Origin of the sequence: Streptomyces sp. NPDC050388, from assembly GCF_040655635.1 — a bacterium.
Taxonomy (GTDB): Bacteria; Actinomycetota; Actinomycetes; order Streptomycetales; family Streptomycetaceae; genus Streptomyces.
The window spans coordinates 1-7,159 of record NZ_JBFAKH010000169.1; the positions used below are offsets into that span (position 1 = coordinate 1).

Consider the following 7,159-nt stretch of genomic DNA (forward strand, 5'->3'; position numbering starts at 1 on the left):
GTCCAGTCGACATGGGTGGAGGGCTCGTCGATGTGGAGGCTCTGGGGCAGCACACCGTGCTGCATGGCCAGGACCATCTTCATCACACCGGCGACACCCGCCGCGGCCTGGGAGTGGCCGATGTTCGACTTCAGGGAGCCCAACCACAGGGGCCGGTCCTCGGGGCGGTCCTGGCCGTAGGTGGCCAGCAGCGCCTGCGCCTCGATCGGGTCGCCGAGGGTGGTTCCCGTGCCGTGGCCCTCCACGATGTCGACATCGCCGGTCGAGAGACCGGCGTTGTCGAGAGCCTTGAGGATGACGCGCTGCTGCGAGGGGCCGTTGGGGGCGGTCAGGCCGTTGGACGCACCGTCCTGGTTCACGGCGGAGCCGCGGACGACGGCGAGGACCTGGTGGCCGTTGCGGCGGGCGTCGGAGAGGCGTTCGACAAGGAGCATGCCGACGCCCTCGGAGAAGCCGGTGCCGTCGGCGGCGTCCGCGAACGCCTTGCAGCGGCCGTTCTTGGCGAGTCCTCGCTGACGGCTGAAGTCGATGAACATGCCGGGGGTGGCCATGAGGGTGACGCCGCCGGCGAGCGCCATCGTGGACTCGCCGTTGCGCAGGGACTGCACGGCCATGTGCAGGGCGACCAGCGAGGAGGAGCAGGCCGTGTCCATGGTGACGGCCGGGCCCTCCAGGCCCATCGTGTAGGAGATGCGGCCGGAGACGACCGCGGCGGCGCTGCCGGTGCCGAGGTAGCCCTCCAGACCGGACTGGTTGCCGACGAGTAGCAGCGGGTAGTCCTGGCCGTTCGTACCGGCGAACACGCCGACCTGGCTGCCGCGTACGGACTCGGGATCGATGCCCGCGTTCTCGAAGGCCTCCCAGGAGGCCTCGAGGAGCAGGCGCTGCTGCGGGTCCATGGCCAGGGCCTCGCGCGGCGAGATCCCGAAGAACCCCGGGTCGAAGTCGGCGACTCCGTGCAGGAATCCTCCGTCGGCGACGTAGGAGGTGCCCGCCTGGTCGGAGTCGGTGTCGTCGACGATCGCCCCGAGGTCCCAGCCTCGGTCGGTGGGGAAAGGCGCCATGGCGTCGATGCCGTCGAAAACCATCCGCCACAGTGCGGCAGGGGTGGCCACGCCTCCGGGGAACCGGCAGGCCATGCCGATGATCGCGATCGGCTCCGTGTTGCGGGCCTCCATCTCGCGCAGCCGTTCGTGCGCCGCGTCGAGATCGGTGCTGACGCGCTTGAGGAAGTAGCGGAGCTTCTCTTCGTTCGCCACCCTGACGTCCTTTCCTTGACGTGTGCTTGCCGTGCTGGGCAGCGGTTACGAAATGCCGAACTTCTCGCCGAGCATCTGGAACATCTCGTCGTCGGAGGCGGAGTCGATCTCCTCCGCTGCCGAGGCCGACGTGTCGCTGCGGGTGTCCTGCTGCCAGGCGGCGACCAGTGCCTTCATACGCAGCAGAACCCGCGTGCGACCGACGTTGTCGGCGCCGACGGCTGCCATCGCGGTCTCGATCCGGTCGAGGTCCTCGAGGGCGGCCGTCGCGACGGCCTCACCGTCCTGGAGTAGCTGTTCGCGCATGAATGCGGCCAGAGTCCTGGACGTGGGGTAGTCGAACGCGGTCGTGACCGGCAGTTTCAGACCGGTCCGGGAGGACAGGCGGTTGCGCAGTTCGACGGCGGTGACGGAGTCGAAGCCCATCTCGCGGAAGGCCTTGCGGACCGGCACGGCCTCGTTGCCGGAGAAGCCGAGGACGGCCGAGACACACTCGCGGATCAGCTCGACCAGGACGTCCTCCTGCTCCTGCTCGGTCAGTCCGGCCAGACGCTGGACGAGTTCGGACGGCTCGTCGCCGTTGTCGGCCTCGGCCATGGCGCGGGCGATGTCGCGTACGTCGGGGATGTCCTCGAGCAGGGGGCTCCTGCGGATCGCGGTGAAGGCGACGTAGAAGCGTTCCCAGTCGATGTCGGCGATGAGCAGGCTCGTCTCGTTCTGCTCCAGGGCCTGCTGGAGCGCGTCGGTGGCGAGTTCGGGCTTCATCTCACGCAGGCCGTGACGGTTGAGGGTGTCGCCGAAGTCGCCCTCGGCCATGCCGCCACCACCCCAAGCGCCCCAGGCGACGGAGGTGGCGGGCAGGCCGCGGTCACGGCGGTGCAGGGCGAGGGCGTCCAGAACGGCGTTGCCCGGCGCGTAGTTGCCCTGGCCCGGGGTGCCGACAGTGCCGCCGAAGGACGAGAACAGCACGAACGCCTTGAGGCCGAGATCGGCGGTCAGCTCGTGCAGGTTGAACGCGGCGCGGGCCTTGGCGTGCAGGGCACGGTCTATCTGCGCCAGGTCGAGCGAGTCGATGACACTGTCGTCGAGCACCGCGGCGGTGTGGACGACGGCGGTCAGCGGCTGCTCCTCGGGCACGGAGGCGATGAGCCCGGCCAGGGCGTCGCGGTCGCCGGTGTCGCAGGCCGCGATGGTCACCCGGGCGCCCAGCGCGGTGAGTTCGTCGCGCAGCGCGTCGGCGCCGGGCGCCTCCGGGCCACGGCGGCTGACGAGCAGCAGGTGCTCGGCGCCGCTGCCGGCGAGCCAGCGTGCGACCTGGCCCCCCAGGGCGCCCGTACCGCCGGTGATGAGGATCGTGCCGCGGGTGCGCCAGGAGTTGTCGCCCGACGCGGACTTCAGGGGCAGGCGGCGCAGACGGCGCACGAACGTTCCGGCGGTCCGTACGGCGACCTGGTCCTCGGGGCCGGAGTCACCGAGGGCGGCGGCGAGCAGGGCGGAGGTGCGCTCGTCGAGGACGGGCGGCAGGTCGATCAGGCCGCCCCAGCGATCGGGGTGCTCGAGCGCGGCGACGCGGCCCATGCCCCAGACGGCGGCCTGGTGTGGCGCGTCCAGCGGGTCGGTGATGTTGACGGAGACGGCGCCACGGGTGGCGGTCCACAGCGGGGCGCGGACCCCTGCCCGGCCGAGGGCCTGGAGCAGGGTGACGGTGGCGGCGTAACCGCGGGGGACGGCCGGGCCGTCGGGGTGCGGGGCGTCGTCGAGGGCGAGCAGCGACAGGACGCCGGCCGGAGCACCGATGTGCTCGGGGGCGAGGGTGTCGCCGATACGGGCCGCCAGGATGTCGGGGTCGGCGGTGGCGGCCTCGGAGACGGCGAGGACGACGGGCTCGGCGCCGTGCTGCTCCATGGCCGCGAGGACGGCCGCGGTGTACGGGTCCTCGGCCAGACTCTCGGCGACGGGCACCAGCCAGATGCCGGTGGGGCGGCCGGTCGAGGGCCGGGGGTGGACGCGCCAGGAGACCTCGTAACGCCAGTCGTCCGTGGAGGACTTCTCGTGCAGCCGCTTCCGCCAGGCGGACAGGAACGGCACCGTGGCGCCGAGGGCCTGTCCGGCCGCGTCTGCGTCGACACGGAGGATGTCGGCGACGGCCTGGACGTCGGCGTGCTCGACGGCCTCCCAGAAGGCGGTGTCGGCCGCGTTCGCCTCGGGGGCGGCCGCGGTGGGCGGGGCGACCTCGTCGGCGATCCAGTAGCGGGTGGGCTGGAAGGGGTAGGTGGGCAGGGTGGTGCGGCGGGCGCCGGTACCCGCGAAGACGGTGTCCCAGTCGACGGTGACGCCGTGGCAGTGTGCCTCGGCCAGCGAGGTCAGCAGCCGCTCCGGGCCGCCCTCGTCGCGGCGCAGGGTGCCCAGGGCGGCGGCGTCGGCCTCGGCGTCCTCGATGGTGCCCTGCAGCCCCAGGGCCAGCACCGGGTGCGGGCTGACCTCGATGAAGACGCTGTGCCCGTCGGCCAGCGCGGCCCGGGTGGCCTGCTCGAACTCCACGGTGGCGCGCAGGTTGTCGTACCAGTAGCCGCCGTCCATCACCCTCTCGCCGTCCAGCAGCCGGCCGGTCAGCGACGAGTACAGGGCGGTGTCGCTCGTCTGCGGGGTGATGCCGGCCAGCAGGCCGGCCAGCTCCGCGCGGATCTCCTCCACGTGCGCGGAGTGCGAGGCGTAGTCCACGTCCACCTTGCGGGCGCGCACGCCCGCCGCCTCGCACGCGGTGATCAGTTCGTCCAGGGCGTCGGCGTCGCCGGAGACGATGGTGGAGGACGGCCCGTTGACCGCCGCCACCGAGATCCGCCCGGCCCAGGCGGAGATCGTGTCACGGACCCAGGAGACGGACTGGGCCAGGGAGACCATGCCGCCCCGCCCGGCCAGCGCGGTGAGCGCCCGGGAACGCAGCGCCACCACCTTGGCCGCGTCCTCCAGGGAGAGGATGCCGGCCACCGCGGCGGCGGCGATCTCCCCCTGGGAGTGGCCGATCACCGCGGCCGGCTGCACCCCGTGGGAGCGCCACACCTCGGCCAGCGAGACCATCACCGCCCACAGCACCGGCTGGACCACGTCCACCCGCTCCAACCCCGGGGCGCCCTCGGTGGCGCGGACCACGTCCAGCAGCGACCAGTCGGTGTGCGGGGCCAGCGCCGCCGCGCACTCGGCCATCCGGGCAGCGAACACCGGCGAGGCCTCCAGCAGCCCCACCGCCATCCCGGCCCACTGCGCCCCCTGACCGGGGAACACGAACACCGGGCGGGTACCGCGGCCCGCCACGCCCGACAGGACCGTGGGCGCGGGGACGCCCGACGCGATCGAGGCCAGCGCGGTCTCGAAGTCGGCGCGCTCGCCGGCGACGACCGCCGCCCGGTGCTCGAAGCGGGAGCGGGTCAGGGCCAGCGAGTAGCCGATGTCCGCCGGGGACGCGGCGGGGTGGTCACGGAGGTGGGCGAGCAGCCGGTCGGCCTGCGCCGCGAGCGCCTGCTCGCTCTTGGCGGACAGCACCCACGGCACGGCGGTCGTCGAGGTGTCCGGCGTGCCGGTGGGGTCCTCGGCCTGTTCGGCGGTCTCCGCGGGCTGCGGTGCCTGCTCCACGATGACGTGCGCGTTGGTACCGCTGACGCCGAAGGAGGAGACGCCGGCCCGGCGCGGTGCACCGGTCTCGGGCCACGGGGTGAGTTCGGAGACGAGGGCGAGTTCGCCCGCGTTCCAGTCGACGTACTCGGAGGGCTTGTCGATGTGGAGGGTGGGCGGGAGCTGGCCGTGCTGGAGGGCCATCACTGCCTTGATGAGACCGGCGGCACCGGCGGCGGCCTGGGTGTGGCCGATGTTGGACTTCACCGAGCCCAGCCACAGCGGATGGCCCTCGGGGCGGCTCTTGCCGTAGGTGGCGTGCAGTGCCTGGGCCTCGATGGGGTCGCCGAGCTTGGTGCCGGTGCCGTGCGCCTCAACGAGGTCGATCTGCGCGGGCGAGAGGCCGGCGTCGGCGAGGGCGGCACGGATGACGCGCTGCTGGGCGGGGCCGTTGGGGGCGGTCAGACCGTTGGACGCACCGTCCTGGTTGATCGCGGAGCCGCGCACGACGGCCAGGATCTGCCGGCCTGCCTTCTGTGCGTCGGAGAGGCGCTCGACGAGGAACATGCCGACGCCCTCGCCCCAGCCGGTGCCGTCGGCCTCGGCGGAGAAGGCCTTGCAGCGGCCACTGGTGGACAGGCCGCGCTGGCGGCTGAACTCGGTGAACGCCCCGGCGTTGGCCATGACGGTGACGCCGCCGACGAGAGCCATGGAGCACTCGTTCTTGCGCAGCGACTGGGCGGCCATGTGCAGGGCGACCAGCGAGGAGGAGCAGGCGGTGTCGATGGTGACGGCCGGGCCGTTGAGGCCGAAGGTGTAGGCGACACGACCGGAGGCGACGCTGATGGTGGTGCCGATGCCGAGGTAGAGCTCGGTGCCCTCCGGCGGGTTCTCGATCGTGGCACCGTACCCCTGGAAACTGGTGCCGATGAACACGCCGGTCTGGGTGCCGCGGAGAGTGGCCATGTCGATGCCGGCCCGCTCGACGACCTCCCACGCGGTCTCCAGGACGATGCGCTGCTGCGGGTCCATGGAGATGGCCTCGCGCGGCGAGATGCCGAAGAACTCGGCGTCGAAGCGCGGGACGTCGTAGACGAAGCCGCCTTCGAGAGAGTACGACTTGTCCGGCTCGTCGTCGTCCTTGAAGAACAGGCCCTCGAAGTCCCAGCCGCGGTCCTCGGGGAACGGGGACAGGGCGTCGGTGGCGGACGACACGACCTGCCAGAGATCCTCGGGTGTGCGGACGTCCCCGGGGAAGCGGCAGCTCATGGCCGTGATGGCGATGGGCTCGTGGGCCTTGCTCTCGACTTCCTGGAGCTTGCCGCGAGTCTCCTGGAGGTCGGCCGTCACCCGCTTGAGGAAGTAACGAAGTTTCTGCTCGTCGGTCTTCGATGCGTCAGTCATGGTGGGGTCGCTCCTAGAAGCGGGTGTGTGCCGGTACGGTCCGGGGGTGGCGGGCGCGGTCGGTCATGCGATGCCGAACTCCCGTCCGAGGAAGTCGAAGATCTCGTCGTCGCTGGCCTCGTCGAGGTCGGTTCCGTCGAGGTCGGTGCCACCGGTGGTACTCGGCGTGTCCACCTGGGCGAGGAGGCCCTTGAGCCGGTCGGTGATCTGTGTGCGCTGGTCGGCGTCGCCGATGCCGGCGAGGACGGCGGCGAGTCGGTCGAGCTCGGCCAGCACCGGGGCGGCGGCGTCGGACACGGCGTCGGGGACCACCTCGCTGCGCAGGTGGGCGGCGAGTTCGTCGGGGGTCGGGTAGTCGAAGACGAGCGTGGCGGGCAGGCGCAGGCCGGTGACGGTGTTGAGCCGGTTGCGCAGGTCGATCGCGATCAGCGAGTCGAAGCCGAGCTTCTTGAACGCGTCGTGCGGGGCGATGGATTCGGGTGTGGCGTGCCCCAGGACGGCCGCGGCGTGTGTACGCACCAGATCGAGGACCACGCGGTCGCGCTCCTCCTCGGACAGACCGGCCAGGCGCTGCGCGAGCGGGACGACCGATGCGCCGCCCGTGTCCCCGGCGCGCTTGGCTTGCGCGCGGACGAGGCCGCGCAGGAGCGGGGGCAGGGCGCCCGCGGCGGCGCGGGCGCGCAGGCCCGCGAAGTCCAGGCGGATGGGCAGCAGCAGCGCGTCGGCACGGGCGGTGGCCCGGTCGAAGAGCTCCAGGCCCTCCTCGTCGGTGAGGCCGATGACACCGGCGCTGTTCATCCGCTCCACGTCGGTTTGGTCGAGGTGGCCGGTCATGCTGCTGGCCTGTGCCCAAAAGCCCCAGGCCAGGGAGGTGGCGGGCAGGTTCC

General features: G+C 72.3%; 3 protein-coding genes. All 3 read right to left on the bottom strand.

Translation table 11 applies throughout. The annotated features are described in order from the left end of the window. On the bottom strand, nucleotides 1–1,259 hold a 1,259-nt coding region (locus AB0I73_RS39500; protein ID WP_363045225.1), incomplete at its 3' end, for a beta-ketoacyl synthase N-terminal-like domain-containing protein. Nucleotides 1,260–1,304: 45 nt separating this feature from the next. After that, nucleotides 1,305–6,272 carry a type I polyketide synthase gene (locus AB0I73_RS39505; RefSeq protein ID WP_363045226.1) on the bottom strand — a complete coding sequence of 1,656 codons (4,968 nt, stop codon included), beginning with the start codon at nucleotides 6,270–6,272 and terminating at the stop codon, nucleotides 1,305–1,307. Between the two features lie 63 nt (nucleotides 6,273–6,335). Further along, nucleotides 6,336–7,159 (bottom strand): phosphopantetheine-binding protein (locus AB0I73_RS39510; protein WP_363045227.1); only part of this gene is annotated, 824 nt, incomplete at its 5' end.